The organism is Phenylobacterium sp. J426 (genome assembly GCF_024699945.1).
GTDB lineage: Bacteria > Pseudomonadota > Alphaproteobacteria > Caulobacterales > Caulobacteraceae > Phenylobacterium.
The window spans coordinates 289,570-313,439 of sequence record NZ_JAJOMY010000002.1 but is presented as its reverse complement, the minus strand read 5'-3'; the positions used below and the strand labels follow the sequence as shown (position 1 = coordinate 313,439).

Below are 23,870 nucleotides of genomic sequence, written 5' to 3'. Positions count from 1 at the left end.
CCGAGCTCCACGGCGTCGCGCGGGCGAGGCGAGCAGTCCCAGCGCAAATCGTCAGCTAAGCAACGCGAGCGTCTGGGCCGCAACCCGGTCGATCCCATAGTGCTCAGCGACGTGATCCCGGATGCGCCAGCTGAGGCGAGACTTCACGGCGCGGCTCAACCTAAGCGCAGACAGCATGGCCGCGGCCAGAGCGGCCGGCGCGTGCGGCGCGGCGATGACCCCCTTGTCGTCCCCGAGGAGGTCTCGGACGCCGCTCGCCTCCACACACACCGGGATCAGGCCGCGCACCATGGCCTCCAGCAGCGCGTTCGACTGGCCTTCGCGCGGAGATGGCGAGACATAGATGTCGTGGCCAAGCAGCAGATCGCCAGGATCGGCCACCGCGCCGGTGAACACCACCCGATCCTGTAGGCCAAGCTCGCCGGTAAGCGCGATCAGCGCTGGGCGGTCGGGCCCGTCGCCGACAATGGTGACGGTCCACTCGCGATCTCGCGGCAACAATGCCGCGGCGCGCACCAAGTCCGATGTCTGCTTGTCGGCCACGAGGCGGGCGGCATAGATGAAGCGTGCTCCGGTTCGGCCCGCGATGGCTTGAGCCACCACCTCCCGCGCCGGCGCCTCGACCCCATTGGGCAAGGCGAGGATTCGAGCCTCGGGCACCCCCTCCTTGAGCAGATCCTCGACAATCGTCTGGCTGTTGGCGATGAACCAGCGGGTGGTGCGCCGCACGAGATGCGCCACCAGATGGCCGTACAGGTACTTCTTCGCGCGAAGCGCATGGAATTCGGAGGCTTCTCCGCCGCCGCCCGGCTTAATCAGCACCGGCAGTCCGGCGAATTGCGCGCCCAGCAGCGGACCCGCGCAGTGCAGGCGATGGTGCAGCACATAGACGCCATCCAGCTCAGCGCGCCGGGCCATAATCAGGCACATGGTTCGGTGGGTCCACGCGAGCGTCGCGGCGATGTGACGACCGCCCGCCGCGGGCAGGGCGCTCAGCCGGAAGCGAATGGTCTCGCCGAACCGCTCCTCGACGACCTGAGTGTGCGGACCTTGCAGGGTGGGCGCCAGCAGCGTCACCCGCCACCCGCGCCTTGCGACCGCATGCGAGAGGATCTCGGCCTGCCGCTCCACGCCGCCATAGACATCTGGGAAGTAGCTGGGCGCGACAATGAGCAGCCGCCGGGGTCGAGCCGGAGCCGAGGCGTGAGGAAGCCCGGCGACCGATGAGGTCAACGAGGCGTCCGCCCTCACCCGCCCCGAGTCCTGACGATCTCGCAGGTGATGGGGCGGTGATCGGAGCCGAGCGCCGGACCGCGGCGGCACCGCTGCGCCCGAAGACCAGAGGTCATAGCGATTTGATCAATGGGCGCGCCGAGCCAGCCGAAGGGCGCCGCAAGCTCCCGGGTCGCCGCAGGCAGCAAGGCTGCATTACCCCACCTCAGGCCGTTCGCGCGCAGAAAGGCGCTGAAGTGCGGCGACCATGGAGCCGTATTCCAGTCGCCCATGACCAGCTTTTCCGCGCCTGGCGGACACTGAGAACCGATCCAATGGGCGGCGGTCGCGAGGTCTGCATTACGAGCCCGCCACAGGCTCGCGTCACGGATTGTGTTGGGGTGGATCGACACCACGCAGACCGGGCCGCCGAAATCCACGACGCCCATCGCCACAGGGCGTCTTTGCGGCGCTTCCAGCACACGCCCGTCCGTCAGTGGCATTTGCGCCAGCAGTTCCACGCCCTGGCGGGCGCTCGACCCTGCAACACGGTGGAAATCGGACAGCGGCGAAGTCTCGACCCAGGCTCTCCAAGCCGCAGCGCCCTCTTGAATGGCGATCACGTCGGGCTCGACCGCGTCGAGCCAGCGCGCGAGAGCCTGCGCGCGAGGATTGGTGTTCAAGATGTTGAAGCTGACGACGGTCAGGGCGGGACCGCCGGCGCCTGTTCCGCGCGTCGCGTACAGAAGAGCCGGCGCTGAGAGGATCGCGAGGCTCAGGGCGGCGCTCGCCAAACCGTACGGCCAACCCCGCCGCGTCGCCAGGGCGAGCGCCAGGATCGGGATGGCCAGCGCGAAGGTGATCCAGGGGCGGAAATGGTTGGCGGCGTCCAGCAGATAGACGGCGCCGCCGAACGACAGAGCAGTCTGCACCGCCAGGAACACCGCCAGCAGGATCATCAGCGCCACTCGACGGGGCGCATGGCTCCCTCGCGCTCGCCGGCCCGCGGAACCGCGGCGGGATCCCTTGCCGCCTTCGCGTCGCCGCCGCGCGCTGCTGCTCAATCTTGCTCTCCCCTGCCCCCTCCTTCTAGTGCGGCCCTGCGGCGCAGCAAAGCCCGGCGACATCGCGCCGCCCGCGACTTGACACCTGCGCGCGCTTACGGTGCATCGCAGATGCCGAACCGCAGGAGACCGGCGTGTCGTACAGCCCAACCGCCGAAGCATCGCCTGCTCCGCCACGCGTGGGCTTCATCGACGTCCTGTTCGCCGTGTCGACGGGCCTGCTTTTCACCAGCTTCCAACTCTACCTGCCGACCGAATGGGTGACGATCCGGTTCTACCCGACCGTCCCTCTGATGGTGATCACCACCTTGGTGGTGGTGCTGGGCTTTGGACGGGAACGTCCGATCCTGCGCACGTTGAGTCTGCCGCTCTGCCTCTTCGCCGGCATCTATGTGCTGAGCGCCTTCAGCGTCGGCTTCGACAACGGCGTGCGTGAGCTTGTCCAGGCGACCGTGGTTTTCGGCTTCGTCACCGCCTTCGCCGCCCGTTACTCCACCCACTCGCTGCGGCAGTTCTTCAAGGCGTTCGCGCCGGTGGCCGTGCTCATCCTCGGCTACACGATCTACTGGCACATCTCGAACGGCTTCTACTTTCAATGGAAACGCCTGGGCGAGCCGAAGGCGTTGTTCGATCTCCTGCCGCTGATGGCCGCCGCCTGGATCTGGAGCCGCAACCGCTTCCCAGCGGTGCTCGGCGTTCTGCTGTTGGCCCTCGTTGGGGTGCTCATACTGCTCTCCGGCGAACGAAAGGCCTATGTCGCCTTCATCCTTGCCCTGGCGCTGATGCTGAACCCGCGCCACCCGCTTGCCTATCTGGCGCCGCTGGCGGCGCTTGCCGGCGTCTACTTCGCTGTCCAGCTCTTCGATGTCCCCTACATCACCCGACAGGTGAACACCCTGCTGGCGCTGGTGGGCCTGGTGCCGGCGCCGGACTCGATCAGCAGCGTGCAGCGGGCCTGGCAGCTGCATGTCGGCATGATCCTGTTCAACACCTCGCCGCTGTTCGGGGTCGGCACCAACGGCTTCTCCGAGATCACGCGTCGGATGTATTCGGAGAACTTCGTCGGCCTGCACGGCGAATTTCTGCGCATCCTCGTCGAGAACGGTATCGTCGGCCTCACAGCGTACCTCCTGCTGCTGGGCGGGGTCGTCGCGCGCCTCATTCGCCCGCTGCCGGGCGCTTTCGGCGCCAGCCGCGAACATCGCGTCGCATGGCTGTGGTTCCTGAGCCTGCTTGTCTACACCTCGTTCGAGGGCGCCAATCAACTGCTCATGGTCCTGCAATACAGCCTGGCCTATGTTCCGTTGCTGAATTTCGGCCCGACTTGGCGGCCCCCGCCCGCGGCAGCCGAGTCGCCTCGGCCCGCGTCGCGCGCCGCTCGCCGCGGCGAGCGGCGCTTGAAACCCGCCACTTCGTCTCATCCGGGCGCGACGCCCGCCCCTCTGTGAGACCCATCCATGCATTCGTCGTGGCGCATCGAGTGGCGGGACCGAGGCTGGGCGGTCGTCTGCGATGGACCGTTGGGCGTGATCCCCTGGACTATGGATCTTGAAGACATGCTCGCCGAAGCCCTGATCTTCAAGGCGCAGGAGGATGCGCGCCAGTTCGCCCGCCTTCTAAACGCACTGGCTGGCGTTCGCAGGACGTGAAGCGACTGGAGAGCCGGTGGATCGCCGTGGCGTGCGAGGATCATTGGATTGTCGCCTGTGAGGGGCCGCTGGGGCTCATTCTGCAGTTCGGCTTCGCGTTGGATCCGGACACCGACTGCGTGGGATTCGAGATCTTCCGGAGCGAAGCTGAAGCTGCGGCGCACGCGGAGACCTTGAACAATCGACGGGCGTAGTGGGCGAAGATCGACGTCGCGCGTCGAAAGCGCAGAGCCCGCGAAAGCCTGGCGGATGCTGATCGACAAGATCCGTCGGATCCCACGCTGCAGGCGCTTTGGGACCTGGAGCGCCAAGGATCGTCGCCTCCGCTGGCAGTCCCGGGGCGGCGCACATCACCTCAACCGGGCGTACTGCGCGATGGTCATCGGGAATACCCGGCGCATGCCGCTCAGCTGACACGCCTCTTCAGCTCCTCAGCGCTAGCGCAGCCTTCCGCTTGAGTCGGTCGTCCTGGGAATTGGTGGGCATCAACGCGCCCTCAAGGCGGCCTCGGCGAGCAGGCGGACGTGGCTTGCGATCAGGGTCTGTCGATCCGCCCACGGAAAGCCCGGGCGCGCGATCAGCAGCGACACGAGCCCGTGAAGACCCGCCCACAGCGATTGCGCCAGGCGTTCGGGGTCATCGGTTCGGCTCAGGCCGGCGGCGTGCAGGTCTCCGACCAATTGTCTCATGATGTCGAAGGCGCGTTTCGCCGGCTTGGAGATATCCGGTTCGCAGGACGGCGCCTGCCGACCGAGCATCCCTTCGAGCATGAAGGCGACGCGATAGGCATCGGGGTTGCTCAGGCCGAAATCGACGTAGATCTGCAGGACGGCCGCGATGGCGTCGACGTCGCGGGCTCCCAGCGGGAGCCCTTCGTACCGCCGCTCAAGGTCGCGGAAGGCTCGGTCGTGCAGTTCCGCGGCGATCTCATCCTTAGCGGGAAAATAGGCATAGAGCGTCGGCTGGGAGATGCCGACCGCCTGCGCGATCTGGCGGGTCGAAACCCCGTGCAGCCCATATTGGCCAAACAGGCGCAGAGCCGCCGCTAAGATCTCCTCCCGCCGTTCGCTCCCCGCGCCCTTCGGCTTCCGCGGCGATCTCTGGACGCTCTCAGTCATCGACCTGTGGTGACCTCCTTCAGGCAGCTTGACAATCGGACATCTTCATCGATCACTGATTACCTATCATTGATTGGTTGAGTTCGTCGCCGTGCGAAGTGGAAGTTTCGTCGTCGTGGGCGCCACGCTCTTGCTGGCCGGCTGCAGCGGCGCAGGGGGAACGGTTGCCGCGCCCGCCCAGGCGCCGGCCGTCGAGGCGGTGCGCGTCGCCATCGGCCGGGCCTCGAGCGACATCGAGGCGACCGGCCGTGTCGCGCGGCGGCGGGAGATGAACCTTTCGTTCCGCGTGCCGGGGGTCTTAACCAGCCTTAGGACGGAACAGGGCGACGTCGTGCACGCAGGCCAAGTGCTCGCCACCCTGGATCCCGCCGGGGTCGCGGCCGCCGAGCAGCGGGCGAGCGCCGACTTGGAACGGGCGCGGCGCGACCTCGCCCGTGACGAGGCGTTGTTCGAGAAGGGCTTCGTCAGCCGCCAACGGCTGGATGACCGCCGCAGCGCCGTGCAAGCCGCGCAGGCGAGCTTTAGCGCCGCGGCGTTCGATCGCCGGTGGGCTACCCTGGTTTCGCCGGTGTCCGGCGTGGTGCTCGAACGCGGGGTCCAGACTGGTGAGGTTGTGCAACCCGGGCAGATGGTGCTGCGCGTCGCGGACGAGGGCAGCCCCCTCGTCATGTGGGCGCCGGTGCCCGATCGCGAGGCCGGGCGTATCCGCCCTGGGTCTGCCGCCATGGTGACCCTGGACGGCGCTGCTGCGCACCTGACCGGCCGCGTCACGCGAGTCGGGGAGCGCTCCGGCGCCCGAACAGGCGCGGTCGACGTCGAGATCGAGCTGCCCGCCATGTCGCCGGAGCTGCGCAGCGGCCAGATGGGCCGCGCCCGGCTTGCGGTCGCCCCGGAGGCGGCGGCGGCGGCGTCGCCGGCCCTGGCCCGCCTGCCGGCCGAGGCGATCATCGAGGCCCAGGGCCGAACGGCCGCCGTCCTGATCGTGGATGCGGGCGGCAAGGCGCGCCGGCGGACCGTGAGCTTCGGCGGCTTCGATGGCGATCACGCCCTGGTTGGCGGGCTCGTGAACGGGACGCAGGTGATCACGGCCGGCGCGGGTTTTGTCTCTGATGGGGACGCTGTGCGCGTCGTCGATCCCAGCCGCCTCGCCCCCCAGCGGGCCGCCGCACGGTGAACTGGCACATCGCCGATTTCGCCGTCCGTCGGTGGCAGTTCACCCTGGTGGCCTTCGCCCTGCTGGTGATGCTGGGTCTCAACGCGTTCAACACCACGCCTCGTTCGGAAGACCCGCACTTCCCAATTCCCACCATGGTGGTGCGCGCGGTCCTCCCCGGCGCCGAGCCGGCGGAGATGGAGCAGCTCGTCGCCGATCCCATCGAGGATGCGCTGTCGGGCCTGGACGACGTGGACGACATTTCGTCGACCAGCCAGGACGGGGCCGCGGTGATCTCGGTGAACTTCACCTGGGACGTGGATCCGGAGCGCAAATACGATCAGGTGGTCCGGGAGGTGAACGCCATCCGCGGCGCGCTGCCCCAGGGCCTCACTCTGTTGGAGGTGCGACGGGCGCGAACGACGGAGGTCGCCATCGTGCAGGTGGCCTTGGTGAGCGACACCCTCCCGATGCGCCGTTTGGAGAAGGTCGCCGAGCGGCTGCGCGAGCGCCTCGACCGTGTGAGCGGCGTGCGCCAATCGGAGGTGTGGGGCACGCCGCAATCGGAACTTCGCGTCGCTTTGGACATGGGCCGCCTGGCCGAGCTCCGCCTGCCGCCAACGGCGGTGGCCGACGCGCTGCGCGCCGCGGGCGCAGATGCCCCTATCGGGGCGATCCACGCCGGCGAACGGCGCTTCAACGTCAAGAGCGGCGGCGCCTTCCGGGACGTGGCGGACGTCGCCGACACCGCAGTTCGGGAGGCCGGCGGCCAGGTCTTGCGTGTGCGGGATATCGCCCAGGTGCAGTGGGCCGAGGCCGAACCGCAGCACCTGACGCGGTTCAACGGCCGGCGCGCGGTGTTTGTCACAGTCACGCAGAAGGACGGCGCTGACGTGGCCGAGGTCACGGCGGGTGTCGAGGCCGCGCTCGCCGAATTCGAACGGACTCTGCCGGGCGGCGTGAAGCTGGAGCGCGCATTCGTGCAGGCCAAGAACGTGGAGCATAGACTGGGCAAGCTGTTCCGCGACTTCGGCATCGCCGTGGGCTTGGTCAGCATCACGCTTCTGCCGCTCGGCTGGCGGGCGGCGGGCGTGGTGATGGTCTCGATCCCGCTTTCGCTGCTGATCGGCCTGTCCCTCCTCCAGGCCCTCGGCTTTACGGTAAACCAGCTCTCGATCGCCGGTTTCGTGTTGGCGCTCGGTCTTTTGGTCGACGACAGCATCGTGGTGGTGGAAAACATCGCGCGGCACCTGCGCATGGGGCTGGAGCGCACCGCCGCCGCGATCATGGCCACCCGCCAGATCACCTTGGCTGTGATCGGCTGCACGGCGACGCTGATGCTGGCCTTCCTGCCGCTGCTCGCCCTTCCGGGGGGCTCAGGCGCCTACATACGCTCGCTGCCGGTGACCGTGCTGTGCACCGTCGGCGCGTCCCTGGTGGTCTCACTGACCATCATCCCGTTCCTCGCCAGCCGCTTCCTGTCGCGCCACGAAGATCCTGAGGGCAACGCCGTCCTGAAGGCCGTAAACGCCGCGATACACCGCGTCTACAGCCCTATGCTGCACCGCGCGCTCGCGCGGCCATGGGCGGCGCTCGCCATCATCGGCGGGATCTGCCTGACGACGATCCCGCTGCTTGGCGTGATCGGGTCCAGCCTGTTCCCTCCTGCGGAGACGCCGCAGTTTCTGGTGCGGATCGAGGCCCAGGAAGGGGCGTCGCTAGCGCGCACCGACCGCGCGCTACGCTACGTGGAGAGCCGCCTGGCGCGCGAGCCTGAGGTCGCCTGGGCGGCCGCGAACCTTGGCCGGGGTAATCCGCAGATCTTCTATAACCAGATGCAGCGCCAGCCGCAGTCGAACTATGCGGAGGTCTTCGCCTCTCTGGTGGCCTGGAAGCCAGGACAGAGCGAGGCCCTGCTCGACCGATTGCGGGGCGAGTTCGCCGGCTATCCCGGCGCGCGGATCACCCTGATCACCTTCGAAAATGGGCCGCCCGTAGAGGCGCCGGTGGCGGTCCGCCTGCGCGGCGAGAACATGTCGGTTCTAAAATCCCTCGCCGCCGAGACTGAGCGGATCCTGAAGGCCACGCCCGGCACGCGCGACGTCAACAACCCCCCTGAGCATCGATCGCACGGATCTCGACCTGGGGCTGGACGAGGGCAAGGCGGCCGCCCTGGGCGCGTCGGCGGGCGCGGCGCGGCGGGTCGCGCGGTTGGCGCTATCCGGCGAGGAAACCGCGCGGTTCCGCGATCCGGACGGCGACGACTATCCCGTCAGGGTCCGTCTGCCCATGAGCGCGCGCAACGAGCTCTCAGCCCTCTCAAACATCTACGTGCCGACCGCGGGCGGGGAGGCCGCGCCCCTGGGCGCGGTGTCTTCGCCGGAGTTCCGCTCCAGCCCGGCCCGTATCACGCGTTACGAACGCCAGCGCACCGTCACCGTCACCAGCCAGGTGCAAACCGGCTATCTCACCTCCGCCGTCACGGAGGAGGCGAGCCGGACATTGACGGCGCGTCTTCAGCTGCCGCCGGGCTACCGGATCTCGTTGGGCGGGCAGGCCGAGGCGCAGTCAGAGAGCTTCGCCGGCCTGGGCGCGGCGGTTCTCATCGCGATTTTCGGCATCCTGGCCGTGCTGGTGCTGGAGTTCGGCAAGTTCAAGACTGCGTTGGTCGTCGCCGGCGTCATTCCGCTTGGCCTCTTCGGCGCGGTGGCGGCGCTGTGGATCACCGGCAATTCCCTGTCCTTCACCGCAACCATCGGCCTGATCGCGCTGATCGGCATCGAGATCAAAAATTCGATCCTCCTCGTGGACTTCACCGAGCAGCTGCGCCGTGATGGCGTCCCGCTGCGCGAGGCGATCGAAAGAGCCGGCGAGGTGCGCTTCCTGCCGGTCCTGCTGACCTCGGTTACGGCGTTCCTCGGGCTGATGCCGCTGGCCCTGGAGCGCTCCGGGCTCTATTCGCCGCTTGCCATCGCCATCATGGGCGGTCTGGTCACCTCCACCCTGCTATCGCGCGTGGCGACGCCCGTCACCTACTGGCTGCTAAGCCGGGGAGAGCTGAGGGCCGAGCCGCGCGTCGGCGCGCCGCTGCCGCACGCGGCTTGAGCCGGCGCAGCCGGTCTGCATCCGTCGATGCGTGGTTCTCCGGCGCCGTCGTCAAGCTCGGGCCGGCTGCAAAGGCGACCCCCATCGGTCGAGGCTCGTCGTCTGCGTTCGAGCGCACCCGCCTGGACAAACACGCCCGTCGCGCGCCGCGCGACAGTCGCCCATGGAGCGCCTGCGCCAAGATCACCGCAAGCCATGCGGACCTGTCGCACATGGGCTTGGCGCCGAACGGCCGCGGGTCGCTGATCACCAACGTCCGCCCGCTGGCCGAAGAAGCGTCGGTAAGCCGCCGGAAGGGCCTCGCAGCAGCCTCAATGACCGAACCTGCATCGCGCCAACGGCGATCTGGAACCGACGGCGACGCTTAGCATTTGACACCTTGGTGGGCTGGGGCCCGTCTGGTCCGCGAGACATCTTCGCGGAGACGTGCGTCTGGCGCAGCTGGAGGGGGAAAATGCCAGGTTCCGTCGCTGTCTTTGTCCATGTCCGCGGCGTTGAGGTCGCGATCACCGGCCTCTCCGGCTATCCGACCTCCATCATCATGACGCCGCAGGAAGCCCATGCGCTCGCGATCGAGCTCGAGGACGCGCGCAAAGCCCGTGAAGCGGACGTCGCCGAGGCAGCCACGCATCGTCGGATCTGAAGGCGCCCCGCTTCCGCTTCACGAAGCGCTGACTTTGCGGCGGCGCGATCTTCAGACATTCGCGAACCGGTTCACGTTCAGCATCTGATAGGCCTTCAGGAGCTCGGCGATGCCGGCGTCAAGCGTCCAATCCGGACGCCAGCCGGTGGCCTCGAACTTGTCGTTAGAGACGATGTAGTCCCGCTTGTCGGGGTCCTGGCCGATCTCCGACTCCAGATAGACGAAGGCCGGGACCTGTTCCTGGATCTTCGCGCACAGCTGCAGCTTGGTCAGATTCGCGTCGGACAACCCGACATTGAAGGGCTCGCCCTTCACGCGGTCGTAGTGGGCGAGCACGTGCCGGAACGCCTTGGCGACGTCACGGATGTGGATGTAGTTGCGGCGGAAGTGGCCTTCGAAGACCACCACGAAGCGGTCACGAAAGGCGCGGTAGGTGAAGTCGTTCACCAGCAGGTCCAGCCGCATCCGCGGCGCGGCTCCGAAGACTGTGGCGAGACGCAAAGTCACCCCGTGGCCCCAGTCCAGCACGGCCTGCTCCGCCTCCACCTTGCTGCTGCCGTAGAGCGAGATCGGTCGTAGGGGAGATTCCTCGGTGCAGAAGGCGTCGGCGGCCCCGACGCCATAGCCGGAGTTGGTCGTGGGATAGATCACCCGTTGGTCGGGCGACAGGCGCGCGATCAGGTCCTTCACCGCATCGCGGTTCGTCGTCACCGCGCCGATGGCGTCTCGGGCGCAGAGCGGGGCGCCCACCAGCGCCGCCAGCGGAATGAACAGGTCGTGCCGCGGCGCGAGCTCGTCGAGCAACCGACTGTCGCGCGCATCGCCGCGGATGGGCGTGAACCCCTCGTAACGGCAGCAATCGGCCAGAGAGAAGCTGTCGCCGGCGAAAGTGTCGAGCACCGTCACCTCGTGGCCATCGGCCAAAAGCAGCGGCGTCAGGATGGATCCGATATAGCCGGCGCCGCCGGTGATTAGTACGCGCATGCCTACTCCGCCGCAGCCGCGGCCCAGGCGACACGAGGGGCAGGCTCGATCCGGGCCGGGCGCCTGTTCTCCTGAACGTGCCCGCTGGGTTGCATAACGACCGCCCCATCGACGTCAATCTCGATCGGCACGACCGAGAGGGGCGCGACCGCGGCTCGTAGCGCCGGCAGACGTTCCGGCTCGATCAGCATGAACATCGCCCCGCCCCCCACCGGCGCCGCACAGCTTGCCGCCGTAGGCCCCCGCACCAAGGCAAGCCTCATAGAGATCGTTGACGGCGCTGTTGCTGATGTTTGGCGCCAAGCGGCGCTTGATCGCCCAGCCTTCCCGCAGCAGGCCGCCCAGCTCGGCGACGACGTCGCCGCCGCCGCCTTCGAGCAGCGCGACACATTCACCGACAAGGTCGTAAAGAGCGCCAAGTTCCGCGTCAGTCTGTCCGTGCCGGATGGACTGGATCTGCAGCTCCGCCGCATCGGACGCCCGGCGAACCACGCCGCTGTGCACAAGGACCAGGCAGCTGTTGAGCCGGTCCAGCGCGTCGCGCGACAGCTGAACGGGAGTGACGGAGATTTTGGCGCCGTCGAAATCGAACCGGTTCAGACCGCCGATCGCCGTATGCAGTTGGTCCTGGACCCCCACATTCTCGCAGAGCAGCTCCTGCTCAACATACATCGCCTTGCGGGCCAGTTCGAATTTCGAAAGCGGACGATCGAACAGGCTGCTGACCAGGTTGATGAAGCCGACGGTGAAGGCGGAGGAGGAGCCCAGGCCGCTGCCCGCCGGGAAGTCCGACTGGCAGCTCAGATCGAGGCGTTCACGAACGTCCCAGGCCTTCAGCACTTCGCGGACGATCGGGTGCTGGATGTCGTCCACCTCAGAGACCTGCTCCAGCAACGAGTAGGCCACCCGGTAGTTGTAGGTCTGCCAGCCCTTCAGGTTCAGGGCGGAGATATAGATGTAGCGGTTGATCGCGAAGCCGACGACCGCGCCAGGCCGGCGCTCGAAGTAGGCCCTATAGTCGGTCCCGCCGCCAAACAGGCTGACCCGCAGCGGCGTCCGCGTTAACCCCAGCATCCCCCAGCCCCTCCAAATCCCTGCGCCTAAAGCGCCACGACACGCCCCCGTGTGGCCCCCACCGGAGGGGGCGCCCTGTTCGCCAGGTCCACTCCGACACGGGCGGCCGCCGTGGCATAGGCGGCTTGCACCGTGGGATAGGCCCGTTCGCCCGACCAGGCGCTGACATCAGTGGCCGCCGCCCCCGCCGCAAGCCGCTCCCGCTTGAGCGTGTTCTGCAGCAGTCCGACGGCGCAGTCGGCGGCCCCCTGCACGTCTGCGGCGATGACGCCATTGCGGCCGTCGACCAGGATGTCGCTGAGCGCTGGCAAATCCGTCGCCACCGTCGCCCGCCCGCCTGCCAGATACTGCACCACCACGCGCGGCAGGCCCTCCCGCTCAGACGTCAGGACGCAAACATCAGCCATAGCGATCAGTCGCTCAGGGTCTGGCCGATGGCCGAGGAAGCGCACCGTCTCCGTCAGGCCGAGGGCGCGCGCCGTACGTTGCGCGCGCGCAACTTCCGGGCCGTCCCCAGCCAGCAGCACCCGCGTGCCGCGGGGCAGCGGCGTCCGGGCCAGCGCTTCCAATAGTTCGATATGCCGCTTGCGCGGCTCGAAGGCGGCCAGCATCAGGATCACCGGCGGTTTCTGACTGCGATCCGTCACGTCGAGCAGAGACCGCCAGTCGTCTGGCCAGGATGCGCTTGCGAACCGCCCGATTTCGATCGGGCTCAGCTGGACGAAGTGCGTCTCGGGCCGCCCGAGCCCGTGGCGCAGGTACTCATTACGAACCGTCGGACTGACGTCCACATAGGCATGCGTCCAAAGCCCACAAAGGCGTTCGGCGGCGATATAGACGGCGCGGCTGATGGGGCCGATGCGCGTCCAGGGGATGATATGGACGCCGTGCACGACCAGCGGCACCCGCTCGAGTCGTGCGGCCATGCGCCCCACCACCCCCGCCTTGCTCTGGTGGGTGTGGACCACGTCCGGCTTCAGCGCGCGCAGAAGCGCGCGGATCTGCCCCACCGCGGCCAGGTCGTCGACCAATGAGATGGGATGAACAAGACGGTCCAGCTGGTAGACGTCGAATTCGCGGCGCGCCTCGGCGACCATGGCGCTGTCGAACTCGGCGCCATGAAGGATCACCACGTGGTGCCCCTCGGCGCGCTGCAGGCGGCAGATCGCGAGGGTGTTCTCCTCAGCGCCAGCGCGCAGCAGACGAGTCAGGACGTGGACGACGATCATTTGAACCGTAAGGCGACTTTCAACTGAAAGTGTTACAGGTTAGACACTGCCGCGCAAGCGGGCCTCATGGCCGCTTCTCGCCTTAACCGGGTTTTGTCACGACCTGTTTTGTAAGATGAAGTGAAAAAATCATAACGCAGTCGTCGCGCTTGGCATTCGGTCAGAGTGCCGCATTGGCGGGCGAGCGCCTGACTTTATGCTCGACATACGTTCGTCGGTGCTGTTTGGAGGCGCGGGCGGCGGGGCGAGTCCGAACCAAGTTATCTGCCGATCTATTGGGAGCGTGATGTGGCGATGAGCGACGCCTTGACCGAAAGGCCGGAGGCCGGATCTGACCGCAACGCCAGCAGCGACGCATTCGAGCGCGGCTATCCGGGCGAACGGTTTGAACCCACCCGTCTTCTGACGATCTTTCTCTCCCGCTGGCGGCTGTTCGTCGGCGTCGCACTCGGCTGCTTCCTGGTGGCGGCGATCGTCACCGCCCTGGCGCCGCGCAAGTACACGGCGACTTCGACCGTCGTGCTGGAATCGCCCGCCAGCGCTGCGGGCGGCGCCCCCACGCCTGTAGACTCCGCGACGGTTGACACGGAAGTCGAGGTGGTGCGCTCGCGCGCCCTGGCCCAGAAGGTCGCCGCCGCCATGGCGACGCCCCAGCGGCCGGTCGATCTGGTCCTTCCGCAGATTGAAGCCGGCGTGAAGGCCACCCGCGCCGGCCTCACCTCGGCGATCAACATCAGCTTCACCGCGGACGATCCAGCGCGGGCGCGCGATGTCGCCAATCTTTACGCCCAGCAGTACCTCCGGGCCCAGCAGGACGCGAAAGCGCAGACCGGCGCCCAGTCCGGCGAGTTCCTCAACAAGCGCCTGGCGGCCCTGAAGGCGGATGTGGATAAGGCGAACCAGGCGATCGCCCAATACAAGGCCGCAAACGGACTGTTGGCGAACCCGGGCGCCAGCTACACGGCGGGCGAGGTCTCCAACTACAACCAGCAGCTCGCCACCGCCCGTGCGGCGCTCGCCGAAGACGAAGCGCGGCTCCGGATGGCCCGCGCACAGCTCGGCCGCGCCGGGGCCTCCACGGAGTCGTTTGACTCGCAGCTGCTCCGCGACCTGCGCGGCAAGCGGGCTGAGGTCAGCGGCCGTGTCGCCCAGCTGCAAGACCGCTACGGTTCGCAGCATCCCGATCTTCTGAAGGCGCAGAGCGCGCTCACCGACCTGGACGGCCAGATCGACGCCGAACTTCGCCGGGTCATCGCTGGCCTCGAAGGCCGATCGCAAGTGGCCCGCCAGCGGGTCGCATCGCTGCAGGGCAGCCTGGGCTCAGCCCGCGGCACATTGGCCAATGACGGGGCCGCTTCCTTGCAACTGGCGGAGCTCGAGCGCGCGGCCGAGGCGGCTCGGACCGTCTACACCGACTTCCTCAACCGCTCGAAGCAGACCAACGCCGCCCTTGGCGGCGAGCAGCCGGACGCCAAGATTGTCAGCCTAGCCCGTATGCCGGCTGGGCCGAGTTCTCCCAATGTGCCGATGAACCTGGCCCTAGGCCTGCTGTTCGGCCTTGGCGCCGGCGCCGCCAGCGTGCTGGTCGCCGAGCGGCTGCAGTCGAGCCTCACCACGGGGCGGGACGTCGAGAACCACCTCGGGCTGCCATTCCTGGGCGCGCTGCCGAGCCTCGGCTCCGTGGTGGAGGCCACGCACAAGCACCTGACGCCAGTTGATTATGTGGTCGAGAAGCCTCTCTCCAGCTTCTCCGAAGCGATCCGCTCGTTGCGCACGGCGCTCCGCACCGTCCGCGACGGTCGCCCCGCGAAGGTGGTGGTGTTCACCTCCGCCCTCCCCTCCGAAGGCAAGTCGACAACGGCGGTGTGCGTCGCCCGCTCGGCCGCTCAGGGCGGCTCCAAGGTGCTCATCATCGACTGCGACCTTCGCCGTCGTAATGTGAATAACCTGCTCGGGATCCAGCCTGAGCGCGGGCTTCTTGACGTGCTGACGAACCGGGCGACCGTCGAAGAGGTCATCGTACGGGATGAGGCGACCGGCCTCGACGTGCTGCCGCTGGCCCGCAGCTCCTTCACGCCGGAAGATGTGTTCGACACGGCCGGCATGAACCAGATCCTGCGCGACGCCACCGGCAAGTACGACCTCGTCATCCTCGATACAGCTCCAACCCTCGCCGTGTCGGACACGCGAGTGCTCGCAGCGAAGGCAGACACTGTCGTGTTCCTCACCAAATGGCGCCAGACGCCGATCCAGGCGGCGGACTCTGCGCTCAAGTTGCTGGAAACCTCTGGCGCCCACGTTGGCGGCGTGGTCTTGAGCCAGGTCGATATGAAACGGCAGGTTCGCTACGGGTATGGCGATCAAACTTACTACTATGCCAAATATAAGAAATATTATCAGGACCAGTAGCCTGTACTGGTCCGTTCACAGCATACGAGTTGGTCGAGAGTAAAATCGGGTAGCGAAGCAGATGGGACTGGGGGCGGTCATCACAGGCTCGAGCGGGTTCATCGGAACCCGTCTGGCCCGGCGTCTCGCAGAGGATGCGAGATATGATCGCATCGTCGCAGTTGATATCGCGCCGCCGCGCGAACGGGTTCCAAAGGTTGAATACGTCGAGGGGGACGTCCGTCACCCCCTCCCAACCGCGCTGGGACTCGGGGTTGACGAAATCTACAACCTAGCCGCAGTCCATCGCACACCAGGCCATCCTCCCGCTGAGTACTACGACACCAACGTGAACGGCGCTTTGCAGGTTACGCGTTTCGCCGCGGCTTGTGAGATCCCAACAATCGTGTTCACCAGCTCGATCTCAGTGTACGGGCCCAGTGAGGATGTCGTCGCCGAGGACTCGCCGCTCCGGCCAGTTTCGGACTACGGGCGGTCCAAGCGCATGGCCGAACTCATTCATGAGGATTGGCAGGTTGCGGCGGCAGGCCGACGGCTCGTTATCGTGCGGCCCGGCGTCGTTTTCGGGCCAGGTGAATTTGGGAACTACACGCATTTGGCTAACGCTCTGCGGCGCGGCTACTTCGCCTTCCCAGGCCGCCGCGACACCGTGAAATCGGGGGGATATGTCGACGAGCTGCTCGGCACATTCGCGTTCGCCTTGACGCGAAACGAACCCTTCATTCGCTACAACTTCGCGGACCCGCAGCTCAGCACGACGGAGGACATAGTCGCCGCCTTCCGCGACGTCGCCGGGTGGAAGGTCAATCCCCCCCACGCTGCCGCTTTGGCCTTTCCTGGCCATGGCCCCCGTTTTCGAAGCCTTGTCGGCGGCCGGCATCCGCACCCCGATCCATCGTGAGCGGGTCATGAAGCTTGTTCAATCGACGAAGGTGCGTCCTGGTTGGCTCTTGGAAGCCGGATATAATTTCGAAACCGACCTGCGGCGGGCGCTATCCCTCTGGCGTGACGAAACCGCCACACGCTTCGTCTAGCCTCAAGTCTGGGGCGGGTGGTCGCTTGTGAGGCAACCTGACGATCTTGCTCGTGTGCGGCCGTTTGGTAGCTAGCTTCCCGTCTCGCGGCCAGTTAACGAGAGCATCTGGACGGGGCGGGGCCCGTCGACCTGTCTTTGTGTGTGTCAGCGGGGGTTGAGTGGGCAAGCGCATCCTCATCTATGGGATCAACTACGCCCCAGAGATGGCAGGGGTGGGCCGCTACACAGGCGAAATCGGCGCCTACCTCCAGCAGCAGGGCCACGAAGTCACGGTCGTCACCACCCCGCCGCACTATCCCGGCTGGCGGACCCAGCAGGGGTTCTCCAACCGACGCTGGAGCCAAGAGACGCTGGACGGTGTTCGCGTCCTTCGCTGCCCGATTTATCTGCCCAGGGTGATGCGCAGCTTCCATCGTCTGCTCGCGCCGCTGTCGTTCGCCATATGCTCAGCTCCGGTCTTCGTCGCGCAGGCGCTAAGGGAGCGGCCGGACATTGTCCTCGCAGTGGAGCCGACGCTCTTCGTTGCCCCTGTGGCGCTACTCTCCGCACGCCTCTGCGGCGCCCGCTCTGTACTCCATGTGCAGGATCTGGAGATCGACGCGGCGTTCGCGGTGGGCCACCTTCGTGGCGGCGGGCTTTTTGGATCGGCTGGCCCGCGCGTTCGACCGAAGCATGACCCGCAGCTTCGACAGGGTCATCACGATCTCCAACCGCATGGCGGATCACCTCAGGGCGAAGGGCGTGCCGCACGATGTGATCAGGGTCGTCCGCAACTGGGTGGACACAGATGCGATCAAGCCCGTCCCAACGTCACTCGCCTACCGGCGCGAACTTGGGATATCCGAGCGGTCCTTCGTCGTCCTCTACTCTGGCAATATCGGCGCCAAGCAAGGCGTTCAGCTGCTTGTCGAAGCCGCTCGGCGTCTCGCTCCTCAGCCGGACATTGTCTTCGTCATCGCCGGGCAAGGGCCGATGCGCGGGGCTGTCGAACAGGCGGCGCGGGAGCTGCCGAACATCAAGCTGCTCGACTTCCAGCCTGAGGCCCGCTTCGGCGACTTCCTCGGCCTGGCGGATCTGCATGTCCTGCCCCAGGAGCGCAGCGCGGCGGATCTGCTTCTGCCCTCGAAGCTCGGCGGGATGCTAGCCTCAGGGCGCCGCATCCTCGTCACCGCCGATGCCGGCACGGAGTTGGCGGAGTTCCTTGGCGACAGCTGCCACCGAACACCCCCTGGCGATGCCGACGCGCTTGCCAGGGCGATCCTGGCGACCAGCTCGGAACCGCCGCGCGCGTCTCAGCAGGACGAGCGCCTGCGGCTCGCCGGTGAACTCTCGCGTCACCGCCTGATCCAGGCTTTCACTGACGCCGCACTATTTGTAACACCCGAGCAGCGTGAAGCGCCCGAAGCGCTTGCTGCCGCCTAAGCGAGGAGCCGAATGTCCAACGTCACCACTCCAAAGGTCGCCCTCATCACGGGTGTGACTGGCCAGGATGGCGCCTATCTCACCGAGCTCCTGCTCAGCAAAGGCTACATCGTTCACGGCGTGAAGCGACGGTCTTCATCGTTCAACACGGGGCGCATCGAGCACCTCTATCAGGATCCGCATGAAGCCAATCCGCGGCTGATCCTGCACTATGGCGATCTGACCGACTCGACCAACCTCATCCGCATCGTGCAGGAGGTCCAGCCGGACGAGATCTACAATCTCGCGGCTCAGAGCCACGTGCAGGTGAGCTTCGAGACACCGGAGTACACTGCCAACGCGGACGCCGTCGGTACGCTGCGGCTCCTCGAGGCCATCCGCATCCTCGGGCTGGAGAAGAAGACGCGCTTCTACCAGGCCTCGACCTCGGAACTCTATGGCCTGGTGCAAGAGGTTCCCCAGTCGGAGAAGACCCCCTTCTACCCGCGCAGCCCCTATGGCGTAGCAAAGCTCTACAGCTACTGGATCGTGGTGAACTACCGCGAAGCTTATGGCATGCATGCCTCGAACGGCATCCTGTTCAATCACGAAAGCCCGCTTCGGGGCGAGACCTTCGTGACCCGCAAGATCACGCGCGCCGCAGCGGCGATCGCTCACCAGCGCCAAGAGAAGCTTTTTCTCGGGAATCTGGACGCCAAGCGCGACTGGGGCCACGCCCGCGAGTACGTCCGCGGCATGTGGATGATGCTCCAGCAGGACGAGCCGGACGACTACGTCCTCGCTACCGGCGAGACGACCACGGTTCGGCAGTTCGTCGAATGGGCCTTCGAAGACGCCGGCTTGAGCCTCCGTTGGGAAGGTGAAGGCGTGGATGAGAAGGGTTATTGCGCCAAGACTGGCCGTTGCCTGGTCGAGATCGACCCGCGCTACTTCCGCCCGACGGAGGTTGACCTCCTCCTCGGCGACCCTGCTAAGGCGAAGACCAAGCTTGGTTGGGAGCACGAAACCAACGTTCGCGAGCTCGCCCGCGAGATGGTTAAGGAAGATCTCAAGACCATGCTCACTGATCCGATCGCCGCCTATGCGTGAGATCTACCCCCTTAGAGGCAAACGCGTGTGGGTTGCCGGCCACCGCGGGATGGTCGGCTCGGCGGTCGTGCGTCGACTTCAGACCGAGGATTGCGAGATCCTTACGGCCACGCGCGCGGAGCTGGATCTTGGCCGACAGGCAGACGTCGAAGCTTGGATGGCGGACCAGCGGCCGGAGGCCGTCGTGGTCGCCGCCGCCAAGGTCGGCGGCATCCTGGCGAATGACTCCTACCCAGCCGACTTCCTGTATGAAAACCTCATTCTGGAAGCCAACATCATCCACGGCGCCTACCGGACGGGTGTGGAAAAGCTGGTGTTCCTCGGCTCCTCCTGCATCTACCCGAAGCTGGCCCCCCAACCGATCCCCGAAGACGCGCTGCTGACAGGCGCGCTCGAGCCCACCAACGAGTGGTATGCGATCGCCAAGATCGCCGGCATCAAGCTCGCTCAAGCTTACCGGAAGCAGCACGGCTGCGACTTCATCAGCGCCATGCCGACCAACCTTTACGGGCCGGGCGACAACTTCGACCTCAATTCAAGCCATGTGCTGCCTGCCCTCATGCGCAAGGCGCATGAGGCCAAGCTCCGTGGCGATGACCATCTGACTATCTGGGGCTCAGGGACGCCTCTGCGGGAGTTCTTGCACGCCGACGACTGCGCAGATGCCGTGGTATTCCTACTCAAGACCTACAGCGACTACGAGCATATCAACGTTGGTTCCGGCGTGGACCTGCCAATCCGCGAAGTCGCAGGCATAATCTGCGATGTCGTTGGCCTTCCGAGGAACATCGTCTGCGATACTTCAAAGCCCGATGGTACACCTCGGAAGCTCATGAGCGCTGACAGGCTTCGGGAGGCCGGGTGGGAGCCGCGGATAGAACTCCGGGATGGGCTGAGGCAAAGCTATCAATGGTTCCTCGCCAACTATTCCGCCGCGACTGCTTAATAACGAGAGAGAGGGCCACGAGTGGACGCAGAGCGGCAGAACATATTAGGTGTAGCGGGCAAGGCTGCGCTGTCTATAACCAAGCCGGTCCGTTATTTCGTGGACGAATTGTTGTATAAGGCGTCAGGTAATTGGCGCGACATTGCGGCCCTCCGCGATGTCCATGTAGGTCAGCCGCTGCTCGTTGTCGGAAATGGGCCCAGTCTGATTGAAACGCCGCTCGAGAGGTTCAGCGGTTACCCAGCTATTGGGATGAACAAGATCGACTTGCTCTTCGAACGAACCACATGGCGTCCTTCCTACGTGGTTTGCTTGAACAATGTCGTCGCGTTGCAACATCAGAGCTCCTTCGCGAGCTCCACTATACCGACGTATGTGGCTTGGAAGGCGCGTTGGTTGTTGAAAAGCGAGAACCGCCGACGTTTGAGCTACTTCCATGCTCGAAATTCGAATGAGTTCGTAACCGACCCGACCTTCGGCTTTGGATCCTCGGCGACGGTCACCTACATCGCTCTTCAGCTGGCGTATTGGATGGGCGCGGACCCGGTCATCATTTTTGGCGTCGATCACAGCTTCAAGTTCACGGGGAGTGCCAGCACGTATCAACGGCGTGAGGGTGCCGACGAGAACCACTTCCACCCGGACTATTTCAAATCTGGTACGGTATGGGGCACCCCTGATCTTGATCAAAGTGAGGTCGAGTATGCCAAGGCGCTTACCGCCTTTAGCGCGGGGGTAGACGGATCTTCGACGCCACTGTTGGGGGAAAGCTCGACATCTTTCCGAAGATTACTCTTGAACAAGCCGAAAGTATGCTTGGTAAGGCCTAATCTTGGCTCCCCGCCTAACACCTCGTCGGCCAATCGGGCCGGGGACCGGCCGTGGAATCGCAGCGGCCCTCAGCTCGGGGGTCGTAGCCCGGGCGCTGGCAATCATGCCTACATTCGTTGCGCCGCCCATTGGAATTGCCCTGCTCGGTGAGGCGGGCTTCGGGACCGTCCTTGCTCTACTTGCCTTGGTTAGCTGGATGAACCTAGGCACGTTCGGCCTCCACTCCGCCCTGGGCCAGGTCATCGCTTATGAACGCTCTAATCCAACCAAGCTTCGACAGCTGTTAAGCTCAGCATTAATATGCTCTGCAGCATTCACGAGTGTCGCGACCTTGCTCCTCGCCTGGGCGATCCAGGTGTGGGCAAACAGTGTTCCGCTACCTCCTGAAATCTCACGCACACAGCTGCACCTAGCTGCACTCGCCATGATTATATTGGGTGCGGCCAACGTGTTCTTGCAAGTCTTCGAAGGCGTCAACATCGGTACGCTGAAGCAATTCGTTACCAATTACTGCCGCGCTGCGGGTAGCGCGCTTTCGTTGGTCGCGTTGATGACGCTCCCGTGGCTTATGCCACAGCCGGTGACTTTCATCGCCGCGATAGCAGGAGGTCAGCTGATCGGATCTTTGCTGCTCGCAGGGATAGTTGCGAAGACCTATCAACCATACTTTCGTGTATCGAAGGGGGATCTTGCTGATCTAGTCCGGCTCGCCAGGGGAGGGGCCTCATTCTTCGTCATACAGATCGCTTCGCTGGTTCAGAGCCAACTTCCGGTCGTGTTACTTTCTGCGTCACTTGGCCCCGCTCGAGCTTTGGATCTTGGACTTGTGCTGCGCCTACTAGTCGCCTTTGTCACCGTGATCTCAATGGTCAGCTCGACGACCTGGCCGGCTATCGCCCGCGCAATCGGAGAAGGTGATCGCTCGGCGCATGTCATGGCCAGGTGGCTGGGAGCATTCATACTCGCCGCGGCGGCAGCTGCCTTCTCCGGCCTGACCTTCTTCGGCGACGAACTCTTGCGGCTCTGGACGGGTCATGGCGCCACATCGTCCCCGCTATTCTATGGCCTGTGCGGGTTCTTCTTTGCGCAAGTAGCTTGGGGCCACCTTTGGGCCGTACTCTTGATTGCCTCAGGGCGCACAAAGACAGTGGCGATCCTGTACAGTGTAGAGGCAGCAATCATGGCGGGATTAACCTTGATGGCGAGTAAGCATGGTTCAGAATCGATCCTATTGGGCCTAGTTTCGGCAGCTGCGTTGACGTCGACCTGGCTGCTACCGATATTTGCAACCCGAGCAATTCGCGATTGGTCGAAGACCCGTGGCGAGGCCACTGCATGACCTCAAGACGCTTGTATTTCTGCGACCCCTTTAGTGACGGGCATCATGCCGGGCAGTTGGCATTCTATATGCGCGCTTCTGAAGTATCAGGCATCGCTATGCGCGTTGAAACCTCCCGGAGCACATGGCATGGAGCCGTGGATATAATAGGTCGCATACCCGCTAAAGTAGAATACGTGCGGGATGTTGATATTGGCCTGGGAACGGTGCAAGACGCAACAATGTACATCAGCGGCCTGCTCCGCAGGACCTCGCCTGAAGACGCATGGTTCTTTCCGATGCTCGATCCCTTTGTCGCTCCAATCGCAATGTTGAGAGCGCAGGCTCAACGAATTCCTCTGTGGGCCGGAGTTTACTTTCGCGACATCTTTAACTATTCGCGGTCCGATATGATCTCTTACAAGGATCGTATCAAGGCGATCGCGAAATTACGACTACTTCAGATCGCGAGCACAACGGCACTCTGCCTTTTGACCTATAATCCCGCTTGGAAGCGCGCCATCCGCTGTCCGGTAATTGAATTTCCAGATGCATTATCAGAATTGGACAGCGACGTGGGTTCAGCAATAAAGAGGAGCCGCGATCAGAAGCGAACACATCTACTTCTCTTCGGCGTTCTAAAGCCGAGGAAGGGTATCCTTGAGATGATCGAAGGCATCTTAAATTTGGATGCGGTGTTGCTTCCTAGTATACACCTCACTATAGCTGGTAAGTTTGTCGATGAGACCTACCGGAATACGGTCATGAACGGGCTCAAGGCTCTCTCCGATCGGGGCGTAGCCATCGAAGTTTCGGAAGGGTATTTGCGTGCTAGCGAACTCCAGCGGCGGCTGATGGACGCCGATATCGTGCTCGCTCCGTATTTGGATCACGTCGGCTCGTCCGGCGTTATCGGATTGGCGGCTCGCTTCGGCAAGCCCGTTCTGACGCAACACAACTTCCAAATTGGAGAGGAAGTTCGTCGGTTCAAGCTTGGTGAGGCCGCGAATATTCGTGACTCGTCCGCCACCGCTCAAGCTCTTGAGCGCTTGATGAGGGCGCGAACGACATACGAGCGCAGTTTGTCTGCCTACGCGGCTGCGCGCAGCCAAGCAGTGGCGCAGAAAGTCGCTGCCGACGTATTCAACGCTCTCACCTCCCTCGGCCCGCTAGGTCTTGCAACGGAGCGGCAGCAGCTATTGGAAAGGCTAGGTTCAGCCTCGTTACTTCACCCGTGATTCTTGCCCTGCCGTGGGCGAACTTATGAGGAATGGCGCCAATTATCCGATGTTAACGCGTCTCCCACCACTGAGGCCGTGGCGAGCGAGAAGTTGCGCCGCTCGGTCTTCGGCAGATGCTTGGCCAGTTCGGCCATCAGACGAGCGATTCCCACCCCACTTTCCACGTAACCGTGTTCCTTGGCCACCGAAGGTCAGAGGCCGCCGGTCCGCGACGGGCGCGCTAGTCAAGACGCGGTCGCCGATGAAGCACATCGTTGCGGCGAAGTGCGCGTCCAGCTAGGTCTACGCCCAGATGCGGCCCAGCGAACGCTTGGCAAACTGGGCCTGCCCCTGATCCCGCATTTTCG

Annotated in this window: 19 protein-coding genes and 2 pseudogenes; 14 read left to right on the top strand and 7 right to left on the bottom strand. The window is 65.0% G+C overall.

Going from position 1 to position 23,870, the window contains the following annotated elements:
* Positions 1-51 precede the first annotated feature (51 nt).
* The gene (locus LRS10_RS23090) at positions 52-1,131 is read right to left on the bottom strand and encodes a glycosyltransferase (RefSeq protein ID WP_257839503.1); all 1,080 of its coding nucleotides are present in this window, start codon (positions 1,129-1,131) and stop codon (positions 52-54) included.
* 116 nt (positions 1,132-1,247) lie between these two features.
* On the bottom strand, positions 1,248-2,171 hold the full coding sequence (locus tag LRS10_RS23085; RefSeq protein WP_257839558.1) for an endonuclease/exonuclease/phosphatase family protein: 924 nt from the start codon (positions 2,169-2,171) through the stop codon (positions 1,248-1,250).
* A 239-nt stretch (positions 2,172-2,410) separates the two neighbouring features.
* Here LRS10_RS23085 and LRS10_RS23080 point away from each other — a divergent pair, with 239 nt between their 5' ends.
* Positions 2,411-3,724, top strand: coding sequence for an O-antigen ligase (locus tag LRS10_RS23080; protein WP_257839502.1), 1,314 nt, complete (start codon positions 2,411-2,413; stop codon positions 3,722-3,724).
* A gap of 9 nt (positions 3,725-3,733) precedes the next feature.
* Positions 3,734-3,925, top strand: a complete 192-nt coding sequence (locus LRS10_RS23075; protein WP_257839501.1) for a hypothetical protein — start codon at positions 3,734-3,736, stop codon at positions 3,923-3,925.
* A 485-nt stretch (positions 3,926-4,410) separates the two neighbouring features.
* On the opposite strand, the gene LRS10_RS23070 is transcribed toward LRS10_RS23075, so the two are convergent.
* Positions 4,411-5,043 (bottom strand): TetR/AcrR family transcriptional regulator, encoded by a 633-nt coding sequence (locus tag LRS10_RS23070; RefSeq protein ID WP_257839500.1) that lies wholly within the window; start codon positions 5,041-5,043, stop codon positions 4,411-4,413.
* A gap of 115 nt (positions 5,044-5,158) precedes the next feature.
* Between LRS10_RS23070 and LRS10_RS23065 the strand changes: the two genes are divergently transcribed.
* The 4 genes and pseudogenes from LRS10_RS23065 (at position 5,159) to LRS10_RS23050 (ending at position 9,944) form a co-directional block, all read left to right on the top strand.
* Positions 5,159-6,217, top strand: coding sequence for an efflux RND transporter periplasmic adaptor subunit (locus LRS10_RS23065; protein ID WP_257839499.1), 1,059 nt, complete (start codon positions 5,159-5,161; stop codon positions 6,215-6,217).
* Positions 6,218-6,285: 68 nt separating this feature from the next.
* Positions 6,286-8,247: pseudogene (locus LRS10_RS23060) on the top strand (efflux RND transporter permease subunit); the annotation flags it as partial.
* A 64-nt stretch (positions 8,248-8,311) separates the two neighbouring features.
* Positions 8,312-9,301, top strand: coding sequence for an efflux RND transporter permease subunit (locus LRS10_RS23055; RefSeq protein ID WP_308238044.1), 990 nt, complete (start codon positions 8,312-8,314; stop codon positions 9,299-9,301).
* A gap of 454 nt (positions 9,302-9,755) precedes the next feature.
* On the top strand, positions 9,756-9,944 hold the full coding sequence (locus LRS10_RS23050) for a hypothetical protein (RefSeq protein ID WP_257839498.1): 189 nt from the start codon (positions 9,756-9,758) through the stop codon (positions 9,942-9,944).
* A gap of 51 nt (positions 9,945-9,995) precedes the next feature.
* Here LRS10_RS23050 and LRS10_RS23045 read toward each other — a convergent pair whose 3' ends face one another.
* The 3 genes from LRS10_RS23045 to LRS10_RS23035 form a co-directional block, all read right to left on the bottom strand.
* Positions 9,996-10,928, bottom strand: a complete 933-nt coding sequence (locus LRS10_RS23045) for an NAD(P)-dependent oxidoreductase (RefSeq protein WP_257839497.1) — start codon at positions 10,926-10,928, stop codon at positions 9,996-9,998.
* A 114-nt stretch (positions 10,929-11,042) separates the two neighbouring features.
* Complete coding sequence (locus LRS10_RS23040) at positions 11,043-12,002, bottom strand: hypothetical protein (RefSeq protein ID WP_257839496.1); 960 nt, start codon at positions 12,000-12,002, stop codon at positions 11,043-11,045.
* 26 nt (positions 12,003-12,028) lie between these two features.
* Positions 12,029-13,231 (bottom strand): glycosyltransferase, encoded by a 1,203-nt coding sequence (locus LRS10_RS23035; RefSeq protein ID WP_257839495.1) that lies wholly within the window; start codon positions 13,229-13,231, stop codon positions 12,029-12,031.
* Positions 13,232-13,525: 294 nt separating this feature from the next.
* On the opposite strand from LRS10_RS23035, the gene LRS10_RS23030 reads away from it, so the two are divergent.
* From LRS10_RS23030 to LRS10_RS23005, 6 genes and pseudogenes are all read left to right on the top strand, one after another.
* Positions 13,526-15,640: a polysaccharide biosynthesis tyrosine autokinase gene (locus LRS10_RS23030; protein WP_257839494.1), complete on the top strand. Its 2,115-nt coding sequence runs from the start codon at positions 13,526-13,528 to the stop codon at positions 15,638-15,640.
* A gap of 61 nt (positions 15,641-15,701) precedes the next feature.
* Positions 15,702-16,541 carry an NAD(P)-dependent oxidoreductase gene (locus LRS10_RS23025; RefSeq protein WP_257839493.1) on the top strand — a complete coding sequence of 280 codons (840 nt, stop codon included), beginning with the start codon at positions 15,702-15,704 and terminating at the stop codon, positions 16,539-16,541.
* Positions 16,542-16,879: 338 nt separating this feature from the next.
* Positions 16,880-17,453, top strand: a pseudogene (locus tag LRS10_RS23020) (glycosyltransferase); the annotation flags it as partial.
* The gene (locus LRS10_RS23015; RefSeq protein WP_257839556.1) at positions 17,430-18,098 is read left to right on the top strand and encodes a glycosyltransferase; all 669 of its coding nucleotides are present in this window, start codon (positions 17,430-17,432) and stop codon (positions 18,096-18,098) included. The pseudogene LRS10_RS23020 and the gene LRS10_RS23015, both read left to right, overlap by 24 nt.
* 12 nt (positions 18,099-18,110) lie before the next feature.
* A complete protein-coding gene (gmd, locus tag LRS10_RS23010; protein WP_257839492.1) occupies positions 18,111-19,187 on the top strand; it encodes a GDP-mannose 4,6-dehydratase in 1,077 nt (358 codons plus the stop codon).
* The gene (locus tag LRS10_RS23005; protein ID WP_257839491.1) at positions 19,180-20,133 is read left to right on the top strand and encodes a GDP-L-fucose synthase; all 954 of its coding nucleotides are present in this window, start codon (positions 19,180-19,182) and stop codon (positions 20,131-20,133) included. The genes gmd and LRS10_RS23005 overlap by 8 nt, the downstream gene beginning before the upstream one ends.
* A gap of 123 nt (positions 20,134-20,256) precedes the next feature.
* Here LRS10_RS23005 and LRS10_RS23000 read toward each other — a convergent pair whose 3' ends face one another.
* Positions 20,257-20,772 carry a hypothetical protein gene (locus LRS10_RS23000; RefSeq protein ID WP_257839490.1) on the bottom strand — a complete coding sequence of 172 codons (516 nt, stop codon included), beginning with the start codon at positions 20,770-20,772 and terminating at the stop codon, positions 20,257-20,259.
* Between the two features lie 295 nt (positions 20,773-21,067).
* Here LRS10_RS23000 and LRS10_RS22995 point away from each other — a divergent pair, with 295 nt between their 5' ends.
* Positions 21,068-22,303: an oligosaccharide flippase family protein gene (locus LRS10_RS22995; protein ID WP_257839489.1), complete on the top strand. Its 1,236-nt coding sequence runs from the start codon at positions 21,068-21,070 to the stop codon at positions 22,301-22,303.
* Positions 22,300-23,520, top strand: coding sequence for a hypothetical protein (locus LRS10_RS22990; protein WP_257839488.1), 1,221 nt, complete (start codon positions 22,300-22,302; stop codon positions 23,518-23,520). Before LRS10_RS22995 ends, LRS10_RS22990 begins: the two co-directional genes overlap by 4 nt.
* Positions 23,521-23,870: the final 350 nt, after the last annotated feature.